This window comes from Paracoccus gahaiensis (genome assembly GCF_005048225.1).
In the GTDB taxonomy this organism is placed as follows: Bacteria; Pseudomonadota; Alphaproteobacteria; order Rhodobacterales; family Rhodobacteraceae; genus Paracoccus; species Paracoccus gahaiensis.
This window is the reverse complement of sequence record NZ_SUNI01000003.1, coordinates 25,171-41,402: the sequence shown is the minus strand read 5'-3', so window position 1 is coordinate 41,402 and position 16,232 is coordinate 25,171. Positions and strand designations below refer to the sequence as shown.

At 72.2% G+C, this 16,232-nt stretch carries 17 protein-coding genes and 1 riboswitch; of the genes, 13 read left to right on the top strand and 4 right to left on the bottom strand.

What is annotated here, in order from left to right; genetic code table 11:
- Positions 1-251 precede the first annotated feature (251 nt).
- Positions 252-1,196 (bottom strand): DMT family transporter, encoded by a 945-nt coding sequence (locus FA743_RS04900; protein WP_281281764.1) that lies wholly within the window; start codon positions 1,194-1,196, stop codon positions 252-254.
- Between the two features lie 239 nt (positions 1,197-1,435).
- Between FA743_RS04900 and FA743_RS04895 the strand changes: the two genes are divergently transcribed.
- Positions 1,436-1,966 (top strand): gamma carbonic anhydrase family protein, encoded by a 531-nt coding sequence (locus FA743_RS04895; RefSeq protein WP_136884774.1) that lies wholly within the window; start codon positions 1,436-1,438, stop codon positions 1,964-1,966.
- A gap of 14 nt (positions 1,967-1,980) precedes the next feature.
- Here the strand turns inward: FA743_RS04895 and FA743_RS04890 are convergent, their stop codons facing one another.
- The 3 genes from FA743_RS04890 to FA743_RS04880 are packed head-to-tail and all read right to left on the bottom strand — an operon-like array spanning position 1,981 to position 4,930.
- On the bottom strand, positions 1,981-3,477 hold the full coding sequence (locus FA743_RS04890; protein ID WP_136884773.1) for a tripartite tricarboxylate transporter permease: 1,497 nt from the start codon (positions 3,475-3,477) through the stop codon (positions 1,981-1,983).
- A 1-nt stretch (position 3,478) separates the two neighbouring features.
- Positions 3,479-3,946 (bottom strand): tripartite tricarboxylate transporter TctB family protein, encoded by a 468-nt coding sequence (locus FA743_RS04885; protein ID WP_136884772.1) that lies wholly within the window; start codon positions 3,944-3,946, stop codon positions 3,479-3,481.
- A gap of 3 nt (positions 3,947-3,949) precedes the next feature.
- Positions 3,950-4,930: a Bug family tripartite tricarboxylate transporter substrate binding protein gene (locus FA743_RS04880; RefSeq protein ID WP_136884771.1), complete on the bottom strand. Its 981-nt coding sequence runs from the start codon at positions 4,928-4,930 to the stop codon at positions 3,950-3,952.
- Between the two features lie 182 nt (positions 4,931-5,112).
- Here FA743_RS04880 and FA743_RS04875 point away from each other — a divergent pair, with 182 nt between their 5' ends.
- The 12 genes from FA743_RS04875 to FA743_RS04820 all read left to right on the top strand — a co-directional run bounded on the left by FA743_RS04875 (position 5,113) and on the right by FA743_RS04820 (position 16,231).
- A complete protein-coding gene (locus tag FA743_RS04875; RefSeq protein WP_136884770.1) occupies positions 5,113-6,081 on the top strand; it encodes an AAA family ATPase in 969 nt (322 codons plus the stop codon).
- A complete protein-coding gene (locus FA743_RS04870; RefSeq protein WP_136884769.1) occupies positions 6,075-6,905 on the top strand; it encodes a DUF58 domain-containing protein in 831 nt (276 codons plus the stop codon). Before FA743_RS04875 ends, FA743_RS04870 begins: the two co-directional genes overlap by 7 nt.
- Positions 6,902-7,255, top strand: a complete 354-nt coding sequence (locus FA743_RS04865) for a hypothetical protein (protein WP_136884768.1) — start codon at positions 6,902-6,904, stop codon at positions 7,253-7,255. The genes FA743_RS04870 and FA743_RS04865 overlap by 4 nt, the downstream gene beginning before the upstream one ends.
- Positions 7,252-8,211 carry a VWA domain-containing protein gene (locus FA743_RS04860; RefSeq protein ID WP_136884767.1) on the top strand — a complete coding sequence of 320 codons (960 nt, stop codon included), beginning with the start codon at positions 7,252-7,254 and terminating at the stop codon, positions 8,209-8,211. Before FA743_RS04865 ends, FA743_RS04860 begins: the two co-directional genes overlap by 4 nt.
- Entirely contained in the window at positions 8,208-9,110 is a 903-nt protein-coding gene (locus FA743_RS04855; protein ID WP_136884766.1) for a VWA domain-containing protein, read from the top strand. The genes FA743_RS04860 and FA743_RS04855 overlap by 4 nt, the downstream gene beginning before the upstream one ends.
- Positions 9,107-9,721: a hypothetical protein gene (locus FA743_RS04850; RefSeq protein WP_136884765.1), complete on the top strand. Its 615-nt coding sequence runs from the start codon at positions 9,107-9,109 to the stop codon at positions 9,719-9,721. Before FA743_RS04855 ends, FA743_RS04850 begins: the two co-directional genes overlap by 4 nt.
- Positions 9,715-10,878, top strand: a complete 1,164-nt coding sequence (locus tag FA743_RS04845) for a BatD family protein (RefSeq protein ID WP_136884764.1) — start codon at positions 9,715-9,717, stop codon at positions 10,876-10,878. Before FA743_RS04850 ends, FA743_RS04845 begins: the two co-directional genes overlap by 7 nt.
- A 39-nt stretch (positions 10,879-10,917) precedes the next feature.
- A riboswitch (cobalamin riboswitch) is annotated at positions 10,918-11,133 on the top strand.
- A gap of 30 nt (positions 11,134-11,163) precedes the next feature.
- Positions 11,164-12,003, top strand: a complete 840-nt coding sequence (locus FA743_RS04840; protein WP_136884763.1) for an ABC transporter ATP-binding protein — start codon at positions 11,164-11,166, stop codon at positions 12,001-12,003.
- A gap of 25 nt (positions 12,004-12,028) precedes the next feature.
- On the top strand, positions 12,029-12,958 hold the full coding sequence (locus tag FA743_RS04835) for an ABC transporter substrate-binding protein (RefSeq protein ID WP_246054852.1): 930 nt from the start codon (positions 12,029-12,031) through the stop codon (positions 12,956-12,958).
- Between the two features lie 3 nt (positions 12,959-12,961).
- Complete coding sequence (locus FA743_RS04830) at positions 12,962-14,008, top strand: FecCD family ABC transporter permease (RefSeq protein WP_136884762.1); 1,047 nt, start codon at positions 12,962-12,964, stop codon at positions 14,006-14,008.
- Between the two features lie 367 nt (positions 14,009-14,375).
- The gene (locus FA743_RS04825) at positions 14,376-15,467 is read left to right on the top strand and encodes an ABC transporter permease (protein ID WP_136884761.1); all 1,092 of its coding nucleotides are present in this window, start codon (positions 14,376-14,378) and stop codon (positions 15,465-15,467) included.
- On the top strand, positions 15,464-16,231 hold the full coding sequence (locus tag FA743_RS04820) for an ABC transporter ATP-binding protein (protein ID WP_136884760.1): 768 nt from the start codon (positions 15,464-15,466) through the stop codon (positions 16,229-16,231). Before FA743_RS04825 ends, FA743_RS04820 begins: the two co-directional genes overlap by 4 nt.
- The last annotated feature ends 1 nt before the right edge of the window (position 16,232 follow it).

Below are 16,232 nucleotides of genomic sequence, written 5' to 3'. Positions count from 1 at the left end.
GCGGCAGGATCCATCCCTGAACCTTCCGCGGAGGTGCACAAGCTGTTGCACGAGGCGTGTCCCGTCGGTGAAAGCCGCCGCGCAGGGTGTGGCGCAGAAAATCATCGACCCTTTCCGCTCTCACTGCCGTCGCGGGCGATCGACAGGCTCGGGTCTCCCGCAGTGACAGCGAGACCCGCCCCGTCGCCGGTCCAGTCGGCAACACGCGCAACCGATCTCCCTGACCTCGGCGACATTCCCGAGGCCCGCGATCAGGCTGGTCCCTGCGGCTGCGGGGGCGTCCTTCTCTGAGGCCGCGTGCGCCACATGACGAAGAGGCCCGACAGCAGGATCATGCCCGAGCCGATCCAGGTCCAGAAGTCGATCGTCTCTCCGAACAGCCCGACGCCCAGAGCCAGGCCGAACAGCAGGCGGACATAGCGGAACGGCGTCACGGCGGACACGTCGCCCGTGCGCATCGCCTTCATGAGGCAGGAATAGGCCAGAACGCCGCTGGCCACCGCCCCCGCCACGAAGGCCCAGACCAGAGGCTCAGGCCGCACGATCCCCGCCCCGTCCCAGAGCGAGAAGATCGCGCCCGCCGCCACGATCGCCAGAAAGCCGTAGAACCCCAGCACCGAGGTGCCAAGCGACACAGGCGCCGCACGGCTGGCCAGATCCCTGCCCGCAAAGCCCAGCATCCCCACCACCGCCAGGATGGACAGCATCGAGAAGCCCTCGGTGCCGGGGCGCAGGATGACCAGCACGCCGGCCATGCCGGTCGCGATGGCGATCCAGCGGCGCCAGCCGACCTTTTCCCCGAACAGCAGCGCGGCGGCGGCGACCACGACGATCGGCGTCGCCTGCAGGATCACCGTCGCCGCCGACAGCGGGATCAGCGCCAGCGCCAGCACATAGAAGAGCCGCCCCATGATCTCGAAGACCACCCGGATGCGCATGGGCCGCGAGGCCACGTCGCGGGTGACCAGACGCTCGCCCGACAGGGTCGCGATGAGGGCGAAGGCCAGCGCGCCCCCGGCTCCGAAGAGGATCAGCACCTGCCCGACCGGCAGCGTGTCGGTGGCACCCTTCACGAAGGCATCCTCGACGGCGAACAGCGCCATGGCCGTGATCATCCACAGGGCGCCGACAAGGTTTGCCCGCTCCTGCGGCGATCTGGCCGGACGGGGCCGGGCGTGGTCAGATGGGGATGCCATTCACCCGCCCTCGCGCAAGGGGGCCGCAGGCGTGGCCGCCCGGCAGGTGTCGGGGGCCGGGACGGCACGAAGGGGTCGGATGTCCAAGGTCGGGCCTCAATGCGGGGGGGATCGGTTCGGGGACCTCTATAGGGCATCACGTCCCGAAGGCCAGCGCCGCCCGCGCGCCCCGGGATCCGCATCGCCTTGCATGACGCCCGAAAGCGGCCTTAGATCGGCTGAGATCAAGGGAGGATCGCATGAGCCTGTACGCACTGGACGACCGCCACCCCGAACTGGCCCCGGACGGGTCGTGCTGGATCGCGCCCGGCGCGCGGGTGATCGGGCATGTCCGGCTTGGCGCGAATGTCGGCATCTGGTTCGGGGCCGTGCTGCGCGGCGACAACGAGCTTCTGGACATCGGCGTGGACACCAATGTCCAGGATCAGGTGATGATCCATTCCGACGCGGGCTTTCCGGTCACCATCGGGCGCGGCGTGACTATCGGGCACCGGGCCATCGTGCATGGCTGCTCGGTCGGCGACAACAGCCTGATCGGCATGGGGGCCATCGTGCTGAATGGCGCGCGGATCGGGCGGGACTGCCTGATCGGGGCCGGGGCGTTGATCCCCGAGGGGCGCGAGATCCCCGACGGCTCGCTGGTCATGGGCACGCCCGGCAAGGTCGTGCGCGCGCTGGACGCGGCCGCCATCGAGAAGCTGCGCCGATCGGCTGAGGGCTATGTCGCCAACCGGCAGCGCTTTCAGGACGGGCTGCGCCGGATCGACTGACCGGCGGGCGGTTCTCAGGCCCGCGCCGCCCGCCGCGCCCGGATCATCCCCACCAGCGGCAGCGCCAGCAGTGCCAGCGTGGCGATGACGAAGGCGCAGGCGACCGGGCGCTCCAGGAAGATCATCGGGTCCCCGCGCGAGATCAGCAGCGCGCGGCGCAGGTTCGTCTCGATCAGCGGGCCCAGCACGAAGCCCAGCAGCAGCAGCGCCGGGCTGAAGGCCGCCACCGACAGCGCATAGCCGATGGCGCCGATGCCCGCGACCATGACGATGTCGAAGGTCGATCCGCGCACCGAATAGACCCCCAGGCAGACGAAGACGATGATCGCGGGATAAAGCCAGCGGAACGGGATGCGCAGCATCGCCACCCAGATCCCGATCAGCGGCAGGTTCAGGATCAGCAGGAACAAGTTGCCGATGCCGAAGCTGACGACCAGCCCCCAGAACATGTCGGGATTGGCCTCCAGCATCATCGGGCCCGGCTGGATGCCATGGATGACCAGCGCGCCCAGCATCAGGGCCATGATCGGATCGCCGGGGATGCCCAGGGTCAGGGTCGGCACGAAGGCCGTGATCGAGGCCGAGTTGTTGGCGGCCTCGGGCCCGGCGATGCCCTCGATCGCGCCCTTGCCGAAGCGCTCGGGCCGGCGGGCGACGCGCCGCTCCATCGCATAGCTGAGGAAGGACGAGATGGTCGAGCCGGTGCCCGGCAGCGCCCCGAAGAACCCGCCCAGCAGCGTGCCGCGCGTGATGGGGGCGAACAGGCGCCGCACATCGTCGCGGGCGGGGACCAGCTGGCGCAGGCTGACACGCGGCGGCGGGCCGTCGCGTTCGGCCTTGCGGATGTTGCCGATCACCTCGGCCAGCCCGAAGAGGCCCATCGCCAGCGCGACCAGGTTGATGCCGTCCATCAGCTGGACCTGCCCGAAGGTGAAGCGCTGCGCCCCGGAATTCACATCGGTGCCCACGCAGCCCAGCAGCAGGCCCAGAACCACCATCGCCAGGCTTTTCGCAGGACGTCCCTCGCCGATGGTCGAGGCCGCGACCAGGCCCATGACCATCATCGCCGTGTATTCCGCCGCCCCGAAGCTGGTGGCCAGCTGTCCCAGCCAGCCCGCCAGCACGACCAGTATCACGATCCCCAGCATCGAGCCCGCGAAGGACGAGATCATCGCCGTGAACAGCGCCACCCCCGCCCGGCCCTGCTGGGCCATCGGATAGCCGTCCAGCGTCGTCACCGCCGATTGCGGCGTGCCCGGCAGGCGCAACAGGATCGAGGCCACCGCGCCGCCGTATTGCGCGCCGTAATAGACCGCCGCCAGCATCACCAGCGCCGCTTGGGACGAGATGTAATAGGTGATCGGCAACAAGAGCGTGATCGCCGCCATCGCGCCGATGCCCGGCAGCACGCCCACCAGTGTGCCCAGCACCGCACCCAGCAGGCTGTAGATCAGGACCGAGGGCTGCAGCGCCACCTCCAGCCCCTGGGCCAGTCCGTCCAGCGTGGTCATCTCAGCGGCTCCATGGCCAGACGGGGATCGACAGGTTCAGCCCGGCGATGAACAGCAGCCAGACCAGCGCGGTCACCGCCAGCGTCAGCAGAGCCCGCCACAGAAGGCCGCCGCGCGGCGCCACCGCGCTGGAGATCGCCACGCTCAGCGCCGTGCTGGCCATCAGGCCGATCCGGTCCAGCAGCAGGCCGAAGACCAAGAGCGACCCGATGACGCCCACCGCCTGCGCCCAGGCAAAGGGCCGGACCTGGCCGGGGCGGTTCAGCGCAGGGATCGCGATCAGCAGGCCCAGGCCCGCCAGCCCCAGCCCCAGCACCACCGGAAAGAAGCCCGGCCCCATCCGGCGCAGGGTGCCGAACTCATAGTGCAGCGCCGCATAGCCGGCCACGGCCAGCCCCGTCAGGGCCAGCACCGCGCCCCAGGCCAGATCGTGCCAGTCGGGTGTCGGGCCGGAGATCGGGCCGGGCAAGGCTCAGTTCGCCGCAGGCAGGCCGTCGATCACGCCGCCCCACAGCGCGGTGTCGTCAGCGATGCGCTTCGTCAGATCCTCGGGCGTGCCGGGCTGGACCTGCCAGCCCATGGCCAGCAGCCGCTCGGTCACGGTGGGGTCCTGCAGGATGCGGCCCAGCTCCTCGTTCAGCCGCGCGACGATGGCGGGATCGGTCCCGGCGGGGGCGATGAAGGCGTTCCACAGCTCGGCCCGGAAATCCTCGGGCAGCCCCGCCTGCCCGGCCAGCACCGGCACGTCGGGCACCTGCGCGAAGGCCTCGGCCGAGGTGATGCCCAGCATCTTCATCGTGCCCGCCTCCACCTGCGGCAGCGCGGCCGAGGGCGCCATGAAGCCGCTGTCGATCTCTCCGCCCAGGATCGAGGTGGTGACCTCGGCATAGCTCTGGAAGGGGATGTGGAACAGCTCGACCCCCGCCGCCCCGGCGAACAGTTCTGCCGTCAGATGCGCGCCCGATCCCTCGCCGACCGAGCCATAGCTGATCGCCTCGGGCTCGGCGCGGGCGGCCTCGAGGAAGGCCTCGGCGCTGTCGGCGGGAAAATCGGCGGCGACGGCCAGGACCAGCGGGCTGGTGGCGATCAGCCCGACCGGGGCGATGTCGGCCTGCGGGTCATAGCCCAGATCCGGGATCAGCCGCGCCGCGGTCGTCAGGGGGCCGTTGATGGTGATGCCGAAGCTGTAATCGTCCTGGCCCCGCGCCAGCATCTGCTGGACGCCGATCACGCCCCCGGCCCCGGGCCGGTTCTCGACCACGACCGGTTGACCAAGCGCCTCGGCCAGCGGCTCGGCCACCAGCCGCGCGATGGTGTCGGGCGACGAGCCCGCCGGAAAGCCCACGAAGACATGGACCGGCTCGGACGGCCAGTCCTGCGCATGGGCTGAGGTCGCGATCAGCGATCCCCCCAGCAGGGCGGCACGGACAAGGCGGCGGTGGCGGTCGGTCATGGCGAAGATCCCCCCAAGGCGTCAAACGATACCGCTTGTTCGACGTTTGCGCCTGTGGCGTCAACCCGGGGCCTCCCCAAAGGCGGAACCGCCGGCGCCCCGACTTTGGTGGCAAGGGGCCTCGCCGCGCTGGCAACGTGATCCGACTGGCTGCACAATCTGCAAGCAACGAGGGAGGCAGCATGGACGCTCTGGGCGAAAGCGATGTCGCGCGCGACATGGTCCGGGCGCTGGCCGAGGACGTGGCGCGGACGCTGGTGGGCCATGACTGGCTGGTGGAGCGGCTGCTGATCGCCTGCCTGACCGGCGGCCATGTCCTGCTGGAAGGCCCGCCGGGCATCGCCAAGACGCGGGCGGTCAAGCAGCTGGCCGCGCGGCTGCCGGGCGATCACGCCCGCATCCAGTGCACGCCCGACCTCTTGCCCTCGGACCTGACCGGCAGCCAGATCTTCCGCCCCGAGACGGGCCGGTTCGACTTCCTGCCCGGCCCGGTCTTCCACAACATCGTCCTGGTGGACGAGATCAACCGCGCGCCCCCCAAGGTGCAATCCGCCCTGCTGGAGGCCATGGCCGAGGGCCAGGTCACGACCGGCGGCCAGACCCGCCCCCTGCCCGATCCCTTCATGGTCGTGGCGACCCAGAACCCGATCGAGCACGAGGGCACCTTCCCGCTGCCCGAGGCGCAGATGGACCGCTTCCTGCTGCATCTGCGCCTGGACCTGCCGGGCGCCGAGGACGAGCGCGCCATCCTGGACATGGTCGAGGCCGAGGGGCGAAGCGCGCCTCCTTCGGCAGGCCCTCGCATCGAGGCGGGCGATCTGGCCCGCGCCCGCGCGCAGGTGGCGGCGGTGCATCTGGCCCCCGTGCTCAAGGATTTCATCATCCGGCTGGTGATGTCGACCCGGCCCGGCGGGCTGCTGGCCGACGCGGTCGAACATCCCGTCTCGCCGCGCGGCACGCTGGCCCTGGCGACGGCGGTCCGGGCGCGGGCCTGGCTGGACGGGCGCGATCACGGGCTGCCCGAGGATGTCGCCGCGCTGGCCCCCGACGCGCTGGCCCACCGGCTGGTCCCGGACTGGAAGGCGCAGAGCGAGGGGCGCGACGGGCGCCGGCTGATCGACGAGGCGCTGCAGGCGATCCGCCCGTGGTAGCGGCCTGGCGCCAGGCACCCGGGATCGCGCTGCCCCTGCGCGACCTGCTGGACCTGCGCCTTGGTGCCACCCGGGGCGCGCGGGCCAGGCCCATGGCGCGACGGTCCGGCGTCATGGCCTCGCGCCAGCCCGGCAGCGGCATGGACCTGCGCGAGATCCGCGCCTATGTGCCGGGCGACGACCCGCGCCGGCTGGACCCCTCGGCCACGGCGCGGACCGGCACGCCCCATGTCCGCGCGCTGCACGAGGATCGCGACGACATCACCCTGCTGATCGCGGATTTTCGCGCCCCGATGCTATGGGGCACCGGGGCCGCGCTGCGCTCGGTCAGCGGCGCGCTGCATCTGGCGGCGAGCGGCTGGCAGGCGGTGGGGCGGCAGGGCGCGGTGGGGCTGATCGTCGCCGACCCGCAGGGCGTGCGCGCCCTGCCCCCAACGCCGGGCGACCGGCACATGGCGGGGCTGTGCCGCCTCTTGGCCGATCGCCATGCGGCGGCGCTGGACGCGACCCCCGGGCCCCAAGCCTCGCTGACCGAGGCGCTGTCCCTGGCCGCCGGCCAGGCGCCCGCCGGCGCCCGCGTGATCCTGACCACCGCGCCCGACGGCTGGCCGTCCGCGCAGGCCGCCCTGTCGCGCCTGGCCCGGAAGCGGCAACTGGAGGTCGCGCTGATCCTCGATCCGCTGGAGCTGGCGCCCCCCGCCCGGCCCCTGCCCGTCACCCATGACGGCACCGCCCGACTGGCGCGGCTGCAGCCCGCCGATCTGGGGCGGCAGATGGACCTCTTGTCGGCGCTTGGCGCCCTGCCGCGCCGGGTGGACCCGTGACCCATGACCAGATGATGCAGGCCCTGTCGCCGGTCCGCCTGCCCCTGACGATGGCCACGCTGTCGCTGCCCGAGATGGCGGCGCTGCTGGCCTTCGGCATCCTGTCCGGGCTGGTCGTCGCGGCGGCGGTCCTGCCCCTGACCCGCCGCCGCGCCCCCCGCCGCAGGACCCGGCTGGCCGATCTGCGCGCCCTGCCGGTGCCGCAGCGGATGCTGGCCCTGGCGCGGCATCTGGGCCATCTGCCCGACGCCCTGCGCGCCGCCGCCTATGGTGCCGCCCCGCCCCCCTCGGACCGCCGCATCGAGCGTCTGGCCCGCCGCGCCCGCCTGTGCCGGATGTGGCGGCGATGAGCCTCGCCGCCCCCTGGCTGCTGGTCCTGCTGCCTTTGCCGCTGCTTCTGCGCTGGCTGCTGCCACCTTTGGTGCAGCCCCGCCGGGCCTTGCGCGTGCCCGCCCATCTGGCGCCCGCCGGGGAGGCGGCGGGCCTGCCCGACCTGCGCGACACGCCCTGGCTGGCGGCGCTGGCCTGGGTGCTGCTGGTCCTGGCGCTGGCCGGGCCGCGCGTCGAGCGGCAGGCCGATGTCATCCCCGCCAGCGGCCGCGACATCGTGCTGGCGCTGGACCTGTCGGGCAGCATGGAGCAGCAGGATTTCACCCTGGACGGCCAGCCCGTCTCGCGCCTGGACGCCGTCAAGGCCACCGCCCGCGCCTTCGTGGCAGGGCGGACCGGCGACCGGATCGGGCTGGTCATCTTCGGCGGCCGCGCCTATGTGGCAGCCCCCCTGACCTTCGACATGGGCGCCGTGGTGCAGGCCATCGACGAGGCGCAGATCGGCATCTCGGGGCGCGGCACGGCCATCGCGGACGGGCTGGGGCTGGCGATCCGGCGGCTGGACGGCAGCGAGGCGCCAAGCCGCGTGGTCGTCCTGCTGTCGGACGGGGTGGACACCTCGGGCAGCGTCCCGGCGATCGAGGCCGCGCGGCTGGCCGCCGCCCATGGGCTGCGCGTCCACACCATCGCGCTTGGCCCCGAGGATCTGGAAAGCCGCCCCGCCGCCCGCGACGCCGTCGACGTGGCCACGCTGCGCGCCGTGGCCGAGATGGCGGGCGGCGCCCTGTTCCGCGTCCGCAGCACCCCCGATCTGCAGGCCATGGCCGAGGCGCTGGACCGGCTGGAGCCCAGCCCGGGCGAGCGGCCTCCGCTGCGCTACTGGCAGGGGCTGTGGATCTGGCCCGCCGCGCTGGCGGCCCTGCTGATGGCCGTGGCGCTTCTGGACCCCCGCATCCTGACGGGCCGGCGGGCATGAGCGGGCTGATCCTCTTGCGCCCCTGGTGGCTGGCGGCGCTCTTGCCCGCCATCGCGCTGGCGGTGCTGGCCTGGCGGCGCGGACCGCAGGCGGGGGGGTGGGAGCAGGTGATGCCGCCGCAGATGCTGGCCGCGATGCAGGCGCTTGGCGGCTTCGACGGCGCGACGAACGGATGGGTGCGGCTGCTGCCGGTGGTCGCGCTGCTGGCATTGATCCTGGGCCTGTCCAGTCCCGCTATCCGCCGGGCCGATGCGCCCTTGCTGGCGCGCACCGACAGCGTGCTGATCGCCATCGACATGTCGCCCTCGGTCGCACGCGGCCCGGCGCTGGCCGCGGCGCAGCAGGCGGCGGCGGCGCTGCTGCAGGGCTTGGACGGGCGCCCCACCGGCCTGATCCTCTTCAGCGGAGAGGCCTATGCCGCCTCGGCCCCCACCACCGATCCGCGCACGCTGCAGACGCTGGTCGCGGTGCTGGACGTCGACACGGTGCCGGGACAGGGCAGCCGCCCCGCCGCCGCCCTCGGTCTGGCGGGACAGATGCTGACCGAAGCCGACCGCGCCGATCTGGTGCTGATCTCGGACGGGGGCGGGGTGGATGCGCAGGCGCTGGCCGAGGCCGAGCGCATCGCCGCCGCCGGAGGGCGGATCTGGGCCCTGCGGATCGAGGGCGCCCCGCCGGGGGTTCCCCTGCCCCCGCCCGGGGCACTGGCCCGGCTGGTGCGGGGCGGCGGTCAGGTGATCGAGGCCGCCGAGGTCGACCGGCTGGCCGTGCGGCTGCAGCGCGGCGGCGAGACGACCCGCGATCCCGCCCTGACGGCGCTCGGCTTTCTGGATCTGGGCCCGTTCCTGGCCGCGCTGGCCGCCCTGCCCCTTATGATGATGCTGAGGCGCGCGCGATGAGGGCGGCGGCGATCCTTCTGGCCGGCGCGCTGGCGCTTCTGGCCTATGCCGGCCCCGGCGGGATCGGCACCCTGGCTTTGCGCCTTGGCGCCGAGGGCGTGGCGCTGGCGCTTCTGGACGATGACGGGGCGCGCGGCGTGGCGCATTACCGTCGGGGCGATTTCGCCCGGGCCGATGCGGATTTCGCCCGGGCGGGACGCGCGCAGACCTACAACCGGGCGCTGTCCCTGGCGGCGACGGGCGATTACCCGCTGTCGGTCGCCTATTTCGACGCGGTCCTTTTTGCCACGCCCGCCGACGAACAGGCCCGGGCCAGCCGCGATCTGGTCGCCACGATGTTTCCGCCCCAGCTGGGCGACAGCACCGCGCCGGGCCGCATCTTCGGCGCCGGAGGCCGCCCCACGGACGATCTGATCGCCAATGCGATGACCGAGGCCGCCTCGGAAAGCTGGCGACGCCCGCCGCTGGCGCGCGGCATGGCCGCCAGCGATGCCTGGCTGGAGACGATTACCGACGATCCGGGCGAGTTCCTGACCCTGCGTCTGCAGGCCGAGCATGACCGCCGCACCCAGATGGGGCTGATCCGCCCCGAGGCGGGCGACCCGTGGTGATAAGGCTGGTCCTGCTGCTGCTCCTCTGGGCCGGCCCGCTGCAGGCCGAATCCCCGCCTCTGGCGCCGGGCGAGGCGCGGCTGATGATCCTGCACGATCACGGCAACCCGGTGGTGGCCGAGATGGTGCGCCTGACTTTGCGCGGCGAATACGACCTGACCGTCTCGCTGGAGGATCTGAAGTTCCCCGGCTCGGACGCCTATGACTGGATGCAGATCGATCAGGACCGCTGGTTTCAGGAACGCATCGGCGGTCGCATGATCCAGATCTTCGAGCGCGACATCGCGCTGTTCCCGCGGCAGGCCGGGGATCTGACGATCGGCCCGCTGGTCCATGACCTGACCCATATCACCCGCGCCGGCGCACGCGAGCCGCTGCGCGTGACATCAGACCCCACGCGGCTGACCGTGAAGCCCTTCCCCCATGGCAGCCGGCCGATGACCGCCCGCACGCTGGTCCTGACCGACGAGCTGTCGGCCCCGCCGGGCCGGCTGCTGCCGACCGACATCCTGACCCGGCGAGTCACGATCGAGGCCCTGGGCGCGATGGCCCATCACCTGCCGCCCCGCCCCGACATCAGCCAGCCCTGGCTGATCAGCTTCACCCTGCCCGAGATCCGCGAGACCACCCCGACCCCGCAGGGCCCGGTGGCGCGCGTGGTCTGGGAATGGCAGATGCGCCCCCGCACCGGCGAGCCGGGCGTGCTGCCGGCCGTGCCCTTCGTCTGGTTCGACACCGACGCCCGCCGGGTCGAGGTCGCGGCGATGAAGCCGATCCCCTTCGGCTTTGCGGGCTTCACCACCTCCTCGGGGCTGGCCTCGGGGCTGGGGCCGGGCTGGACGATGGCGGGGCTGGCGGCCCTGGGCTTCGGGGCGGGGCTTCTGGCGGTGCTGCGGCGCCGGCTGCCTGATCTGCGCCACCGGCTGCGGGGGCTTCGGCCCAACCCCCATGCGGGCGCCCTGCGCGCGGCGGCGGCCCGGGGCGATCTGGTGGCGCTGCGCGCGGCGGCCGCCGATCACCGGGCCTGGCGGGGGGCCGACAGCCCCGCGCATCGCCGCCTGCTGGACCGGCTGGACCGGCAGATCTATCAGCCCACGCAGGACGGCGCCTTCGACGCGCGGGGATGGCTGGCCGACTATCTGCGCCTGCGGGCCTGAGGCGCGCGGCCTTCCGGCTTGACCTGCCGCCGTAGCGGCGGCATTCAGGGTGCTGATGGTTCCCGGCCAAGCCACGCGCGGCCGGGTGAAAAGGGAACACGGTGCGGTGTAGCCAACAGGCGCCAAATCCGTGACTGCCCCCGCAACTGTAAGCGGCGAGCGTCCCCCGATGCCACTGCGCCCCACCGGGTGCGGGAAGGCGGGGGAGGTCACGACCCGCGAAGTCAGGAGACCTGCCATCGAAACCGACGACCACCGGGCGGGGTGTCCCGGAAGGAGATTTCGATGGATGATCCCTCGCGCCGGCCCCTGGCCGCGCCCGATTTTGTCACGCCGCTTTCGGCGGCGATCCCGGCTGCGGTGCAGCTGTCGGGTGTCAGCTGGGCGCCGCCCCGGGGCCCTCGGATCCTGTCGGATCTGAGCTTCGCGGTGCCGCAGGGACAGATCGTGGCGATCTGCGGGGCGAACGGGGCGGGCAAGACCTCGCTTCTGCGGCTGATCTATCGCCACCACGCCCCACAGCAGGGCACCGTCCGGCTGCTGGGGCGCGACCTGTGGCAGATGGTCGCCGCCGAAGCCGCCCGCCAGATGGCCGCCGTCCTGCAGGAGCAGCCCACCGATTTCGCGCTGACCGCCCGCCAGATCGTGGCGCTTGGCCGCCTGCCGCACCGGCGCGGATGGGCGGCCGGATGGGCCGGTCCCGACCCGGGCGACGCCCCCCTCATCGCGGCGGCGCTGGAGCGGATGGACGTGACGCCCTTGGCCGACCGCGCCTTCGGCAGCCTGTCGGGCGGCGAGCGGCAGCGCGTCGCGGTCGCCCGGGCCCTGGCGCAAGAGCCGCGCGTGATCGTGCTGGACGAGCCCACCAACCACCTGGACATCCGCCACCAGCTGGAACTGCTGGCCCTGCTGCGCGGCCTGGGCCTGACGGTGATCGCCACGCTGCACGACCTGACGCTGGCCGCCCGCTTCGCCGACCGCATCCTGGTCCTGTCCGAGGGGCGCATCCTGGCCGACGGCCCGCCCGACCGCGCGCTGAGCGAATCCGTGCTGGCCCGCGCCTTCCGCGTGGGTGCCCGGATCGACCGCTCCGGCTCCGCGCCGCGCTTTTCCTTCCATCTGTGACGACCCCCGAAAGGACCGCCCCGTGATCCGCCTGTCCCTTACCGCCCTGCTGCTGTCGGCCCCCGCCGCGCTGGCTCATCCCGTGACCGTGCAAAGCTGCGACCGTCAGGTGACCTTCGACGCGCCCCCCGCCCGCGCCGTGTCCAACGACGTGAACCTGACCGAGATGATGCTGGTCCTGGGCCTGCGCGACCGGATGGTCGGCTATACCGGCATTTCGGGCTGGAAGACGCTGGACGATGGGATGCGCGACGGCGTGGCCGAACTGCCCGAGCTGTCGGCCCGCTATCCCGGCAAGGAGGTGCTGGCCGGGGCGGGCACGGATTTCTTCTTCGCGGGCTGGAATTACGGCATGACGGTCGGCGGAGAGGTCACCCCCGACACGCTGGCCCCCTTCGGGATCGCCGTCTATGAGCTGACCGAAAGCTGCATCCATCTGGGTCCGCGCGACGGGTCCAGCATGGAGGACATGTATGCCGACATCCTCAACCTGGGCCGCATCTTCGCCGTCGAGGACCGGGCGCAGGCGCTGGTGGATGGCTGGCGCGCGGACCTGGCGGCGCTGACCGAAGGGACGGATGGCGCCGCCCCGCTGCGGGTCTTCGTCTATGACAGCGGCACCGAGGCGCCCTTCACCGCCGGCGCGCACGGCATGCCCACCGCCCTGATCGAGGCCGCGGGCGGGCGCAACATCATGGACGACCTGCCCAAAAGCTGGGCCGAGATCAGCTGGGAGCCGGTGGCCGACCGCGATCCGCAGGTCATCGTGATCGTCGATTACGGCGACGTGACGGCGGACCAGAAGATCGACTTCCTGCGGACCAATCCCGCGCTGGCCGGGATCGACGCGGTCCGGAACGACCGCTTCGTCGTCCTGGACTATGTCGAGGCGACACCCGGCCCCCGCAACATCCGCGCCGTCGAGAAGCTGGTCGCGGGCTTTGCGGGGGACTGAGCGATGCCCGACACCACCGCGATCCTGACCGCGCAGCGCCGGGGGCTGAGGCTGGGGCTGGGCACCGTCCTGGTGGCGGTGCTGGTCATGGCCATCGGCATGGCCGTGTCGGTGGGCGCGGTCGCGGTGCCCCTGTCCACGGTCTGGGGCGTGGTGCTGGACCGCCTAGTTCCGGGCCTGGTCACTCCGGACTGGAGCACGGGACAGGCCAGCATCGTCTGGCAGATCCGCCTGCCCCGCGCGATCCTGGCGGGTCTGGTCGGCGCGGGGCTGGGCCTTGTGGGCGCGGCGCTGCAGGCGGTGACGCGCAACCCGCTGGCCGATCCGCATCTGCTGGGGATCTCGTCGGGCGGGGCCCTGGGGGCGATCGCGGCGCTGCTGCATACGGGGATGTTCCTCGGCGCGCTGACCGTGCCGCTGATGTCCTTCGGGGGCGCGCTGCTGGCCACGGTGCTGGTCCTGGGCGCGGCGCGGATGGCGGGCGCGGGCAGCGCCGACCGGCTGGTCCTGACCGGCGTGGCGGTCAGCTTCGTGCTCATGGCCTGTGCCAATATCCTGATCTTTCTGGGCGATCCGCGCGCCACGCATACGGTGGTCTTCTGGATGCTGGGGGGCCTCGGCCTGGCGCAATGGTCGCATCTGCTGTGGCCGCTGGCGGTGCTGGTGCCCTGCGGGCTGTGGCTCTGGGCGCAGGCCGGGCGGCTGAACGCCATGAGCCTGGGCGACGAGACCGCTGCCAGCCTGGGGCTGGAGGTCGGGCGCTTTCGCCTGACCGTCTTCGTCGCGGCGGCGCTGATCACCGGCATCATGGTGGCCTTTTCTGGGTTGATCGGCTTCGTCGGCCTGATGATGCCGCATCTGGTGCGGCTGGTCTTGGGCGGCGACAATGCCCGGGTGCTGCCGGGCTCGGCCTTCGCAGGCGCGGTCTTCCTGATCTGCGCCGATGCGCTGGCCCGGGTGGCCATGGCCCCCGAGGACATCCCCATCGGCGTCGTCACCGGCCTGATCGGCGGGGTCTTCTTCCTGTGGATCATGGCGCGGCGTCCGTGATCCGCCACCCGCGACCCCTCGTTGCGAACGGCCTTGCCGCAGCGGCGGCAGGGGCCTAGACCAGAGGTCAAGGCTCACCCGCCCCGGCGGGCTGATCTGGATCAATGCGGCACGGCCGCCCGCGGGGCATCAGGGCGGTCAGAGACGGACCTCGATGCCATCCCCCCGGCGGTCGGGCCCCAAGGGCCCGGTCCTTCGACCATTCCCGGCACAAGGAAGCGCGACGCGTGACGACTGCGATCCTCCCTGCCCCGCGCCTGCCCCGCGGGGCAGGCTCCTGTCCGGCAGTACGGCCCAAGGCGGCGCCAAGCGACGCCCGCCGAAGGTCAGGACCGCGCCCGCCCCTGACCTCCGCCCGCACCCGCCCATGACCGGGGCGACGGCGGCCCGCCCCGATCTGTCGGTCGCGGTCGAGGGCGATGGCCTCGTGCTGAGCGGCGATCTGGTCGTCTGGTCCCTGTCGGCGCTGTCCGACACCCCCGCCGCGCAACGCATCGATCTTGCGGGCGTCACTCGCATGGACACCGCCGGCGCGTGGGAGCTGGCGCAGCGTCGCGACCGGGGCGCCACGCTGACCGGCCTCTCGAAGCATCATCAGGGCCTTCTGGACACGGTGACCGCAGCCCTGCCGGAGGCGGATGACAGCCCGCCCGCCCAAGCCCGCTGGCGCCGCATCTTCGAGGCGACCGGCGCCCGGATGGTCGGCATGCTGGTCTATCTGATCGCGCTGGCGGAATATCTGGGCCGCGTGCTGGCGGCGATGGCGCGGGGGCTGCGCCATCCCTCGCGCTTTCCGATGACCGCGCTGGTCCATCACGCGCAGGAGACCGGCCTGCGCGCCGTGCCCATCGTCGCCGTCATGTCCTTCCTGATCGGCGTGGTGCTGGCCTTCCAAGGCTCGGACCAGCTGCGCCAGTTCGGGGCCGAGGTCTTCGTCGTCGACCTGATCGCCATTTCCATCCTGCGCGAACTGGGCATCCTGCTGACCGCGATCGTGGTGGCGGGGCGCACGGCCTCGGCCCTGACGGCCTCGATCGGGTCGATGAAGATGCGCCAAGAGATCGACGCGATGCGCACCCTGGGGCTGGACCCCGATCTGGTGCTGATCCTGCCGCGCGTGCTGGCGCTGGTCGTCATGCTGCCGATCCTGGGGCTGGTCTCGGCGCTGATGGGGCTTCTGGGCGGGGCGGTGATGTCCTGGGTCGAGCTGGGCATCTCGCCCTCGGTCTTCCTGGCGCGACTGTCCGATGTCAGCGTGACCCATGCCATCGTGGGCTTGTCCAAGGCGCCGGTGTTTGCGGTCATCATCGGGGTGATCGGCTGCCATGCCGGGATGCAGGTCGGCAAGGATGCGGAATCGCTCGGCCGGATGACCTCGTCCGCGGTGGTCAGCGCGATCTTTGCCGTCATCATCGCGGATGCGGCCTTCTCGATCTTCTTCGCGCAGGTGGGGCTATGAGCGACGATCCCGTCGTCCGCGTCCGGGGGCTGCGCACCCAGTTCGGCACCCATGTCGTGCATGAGGGGCTGGATCTTGACCTGAGGCGCGGCGAGATCCTGGGCGTGGTCGGCGGATCGGGCACCGGCAAGTCGGTGCTGCTGCGCGCCATCGTGGGGCTGGAGGCCGCGCAGGCGGGCGAGATCGACGTGCTGGGCCAGCGCATCGGCAGCCTGTCGGGTGCCGACCGGCGGGCGCTGGAGCAGCGATGGGGCGTGATGTTCCAGGACGGCGCGCTGTTTTCCTCGCTGACCGTGCGCGAGAATGTCGAGGTGCCGCTGAACGCCGTTCCCGGACTGACCGACGCGCAGCGGCGGGGGCTGGCGGAGCTGAAGGTCAGCATGGCCGGGCTGCCGTGGAAGGCCAACGAGAATTTCCCCTCGGACCTGTCGGGAGGGATGCGCAAGCGGGCGGGACTGGCCCGGGCGCTGGCGCTGGACCCCGAGATCCTGTTTCTGGACGAGCCCACCGCCGGGCTGGACCCGATCGGCGCCACCGCCTTCGACCGGCTGATCGTCACCCTGCGCGACGCGCTGAACCTGTCGGTCTTTCTGGTCACCCATGACCTGGACACGCTGCATGCCTGCTGCGACCGCGTGGCGGTGCTGGCCGAACGCAAGGTCCTGACCACCGGCACCATGGACGAGATGCTGGGCGTCGATCACCCCTGGGTGCATGAATATTTCCACGGCCCCCGGGCGCGTGCCGCCGAGACGAAGGACTGAG